This window comes from Roseinatronobacter ekhonensis (genome assembly GCF_900499075.1).
Lineage (GTDB): Bacteria > Pseudomonadota > Alphaproteobacteria > Rhodobacterales > Rhodobacteraceae > Roseinatronobacter > Roseinatronobacter ekhonensis.
In genome coordinates this window covers 1-2,496 of sequence record NZ_UIHC01000130.1, presented here as the reverse complement: position 1 = coordinate 2,496, position 2,496 = coordinate 1, and the positions used below count along the sequence as shown (strand labels likewise).

Genomic DNA, 2,496 nt, shown 5'->3' with positions numbered 1-2,496 from the left:
CGACAAGCCCAAACCCTTCAAATGGACCAAAACCGCCGAGGACATCCTCACCCGGGAACGCCGCGCTCTGAACGCGCTCGATGAAATTCGCGGAAACAGGTAGGAAGTGTCAGACTCAGAACACTAGCCGTTGTCGGTGCGCGTATTACGTTCCGGCGCTGCACCGTAGCCATTCTTGTCAATTAAGAATCAGATTGTCTCCTGGTGGCGCGGTCAGAAGCCGTGCGAACGCCAAGCGCAGCGGTCGAACTCAGCATAAGCGATCAGGGCTTCAACTGAGCCCGAGGGGACGATGCGTCCGCATCCTTCGACCACATTTGCGCTTTCAAAAACCCGAACAACGCCATCTTGGGCCGCACTTCCGGACGCGCAAAGGCGCTCGCCGGGCGCGAGGGTTTTGCTTTGCCGATGACCTTCGCGGGTTTCTGTCTGGAAGAGATGTGGTTTGGGTGACGCATTCTCGATGCAGAAGCCATCATGCGGTGCATTTGCGGCAAATACTGGATCGCCGAGAGCGAGGAGGATCAGGAGAGCGCGCATCTTGTTATTGTGCGACGGTAATTCCACGGGGGCCAATCAAGACTTCGCACGATGCTGACACAGGAACGTCATCGCGAGTTGATCCTGCGTGATTGATCCAATGCATAGAATGTCGCCGTGTACGGGCACGACCGTACAGGAACATGGGAGATTACGATGAGAACTTTGGTTTCAGCAATGGCAGGGCTTGTGGCAACGGCAGGCGTGGCAGGTGCGCAGGAATTCGGCACCGAGGCGGATGCGGCTTATGCGGCGTTGCTTTGGGACGTGATGGAGGCAAGTCAGTTGGTCGGTGAGAATACAATCATGTCGACACCCTATGAAGGCGGACCGCCGCATGGTGCGATGTTAGAGACCTTTTATTCCAAAGCGACGATCGATGGTCATACCGGCGATCTTGTAGTTAAACGGAACTATGGACCCGAAGAAGTCACTGCCGAGGAAGTTCTGGCGGACCCGTCCAAGCATCTTGGAGCTGTCACCGTGATGTTCCGACGTGAAGCAGGATATGACGCAGACAACCAGAACTGGTTCTGGGTGAAATATCTGCCGGATGGAACGCTGGACAAGAACCCGGCTGGTGCTGGTCTTGCGGGCCGTGTCGCCAAGGGGGCCGAGATGGGCTGTATCGCCTGCCATTCGGGCGTGGATGACTACATCTTTACGGCAGATCACATCACGAATTGATGATAGGAGGGGTACTCTGTCCCCCGGACCCCACTGGAGAATTTCTGGGGCGGGCGGTTTAGGTGTCCGCGCCACTACGATGGCCGCCTGCAAGAGTGGGCATTGAGAACCAGCGCAGCACTAGTCAACTTGGGCTCTCAACCGCCGTTAGCTGCACCGTCAATGAAGGTCCGCAGCAAGCCGTTCGCCTCTTTTCTGGCAATATCTTCGAACTCCCGTTAGCCGCGATATTGATCACAGTCTCGCCTCCACCCAGTTCGCCACGACCAGCCCCGGCACCGCATCCACCGCCCGCTCCGCGTCCCGCGCCAGATCCAGCCGTTTCGGCAGTTTCACCTGCGGCACCAGAAGGAAGATCGGCGCGGTGACCTTTCCGCGCCCGGTCTTCGAGCGTGACACTACCGCTTGACCCTTGGTGTTCAGCCGTCCCTCCGCCACCAGCAGGCTTGGCCCAGTGCGGCGATAGACAAACCGCAGGCGCAGGCCACGCCGGCGCTCCCACTCGCCGGGTGTGATCCGGCCGCCGCGTGTGGATTTGCCTGCGGCGGGCAATGGGATCGCCAGCCAGAACCCATCCTTCGATCGGATCAGCGGCCCCGTGTCATGCGCCCCAACGATGACCGGGGCCTTGGACCAGACGAGCGCGGCGGCATCCAGGCTTTCGCCCGACCTCGGGAAGTTCTGGCTGCGGATCGAGTTGGCCAGCCGCCGCCCCAGTCCCGCGCTGGTGATCTGCAGCCGCCATGCCGACTTCAAACCTGTTCCGGCCTCACGCATGGCGGCTGTCACCGCGCGTTCGCCCGCTGCGACCTCGGCTGCCATCATGGCCACGATGTCCGGATCGATGTCGAGTTTGAGCCTCATGTGGGCCTGAGGTCCACGGTCCAGACCAGCCGCTCGCGGTCACGCACCGGCTCGCCCTGAATGAGAAAGGCGTCGCCGTCGATCTCGATGCGGTCGCCCGGACGTGGGTTGAGAACTTCACCCACGCGCAGGTCGATCCGCGTGGTTTCTGACCAGAGCCGTGCATCGCCGAAGCCGGTGATCTCGTCCGCGCGGCGGGTGACCACGCGGATGAGGGTCGGGGTACCGCCGTTGGGCGTGTAAATGGCGTCTTGTGCCATGTTCGGATCACCAAAGAGCTGTTGATTGCCACTGAGAATTGACCCGGCATTGTCACCGAGAACTGACCCACCCAATGGTTATGTTCTGCGTGTCATGATGGCGTCAATGCTGGTGTTTCCTTCCGTTTCTTTTTCGCTGTTTCTG

4 protein-coding genes are annotated in these 2,496 nt (G+C 60.1%); 1 reads left to right on the top strand and 3 read right to left on the bottom strand.

Going from position 1 to position 2,496, the window contains the following annotated elements; translation table 11 throughout:
• Positions 1-213 precede the first annotated feature (213 nt).
• Positions 214-567 (bottom strand): hypothetical protein, encoded by a 354-nt coding sequence (locus tag ROE7235_RS19300; RefSeq protein WP_147434286.1) that lies wholly within the window; start codon positions 565-567, stop codon positions 214-216.
• Between the two features lie 129 nt (positions 568-696).
• Here ROE7235_RS19300 and ROE7235_RS19295 point away from each other — a divergent pair, with 129 nt between their 5' ends.
• Entirely contained in the window at positions 697-1,227 is a 531-nt protein-coding gene (locus tag ROE7235_RS19295) for a hypothetical protein (RefSeq protein WP_121097617.1), read from the top strand.
• Between the two features lie 234 nt (positions 1,228-1,461).
• Here the strand turns inward: ROE7235_RS19295 and ROE7235_RS19290 are convergent, their stop codons facing one another.
• Positions 1,462-2,091, bottom strand: coding sequence for a DUF6441 family protein (locus ROE7235_RS19290; RefSeq protein ID WP_121097614.1), 630 nt, complete (start codon positions 2,089-2,091; stop codon positions 1,462-1,464).
• Positions 2,088-2,390 carry a head-tail joining protein gene (locus tag ROE7235_RS19285; protein ID WP_442476006.1) on the bottom strand — a complete coding sequence of 101 codons (303 nt, stop codon included), beginning with the start codon at positions 2,388-2,390 and terminating at the stop codon, positions 2,088-2,090. The genes ROE7235_RS19290 and ROE7235_RS19285 overlap by 4 nt, the downstream gene beginning before the upstream one ends.
• Positions 2,391-2,496: the final 106 nt, after the last annotated feature.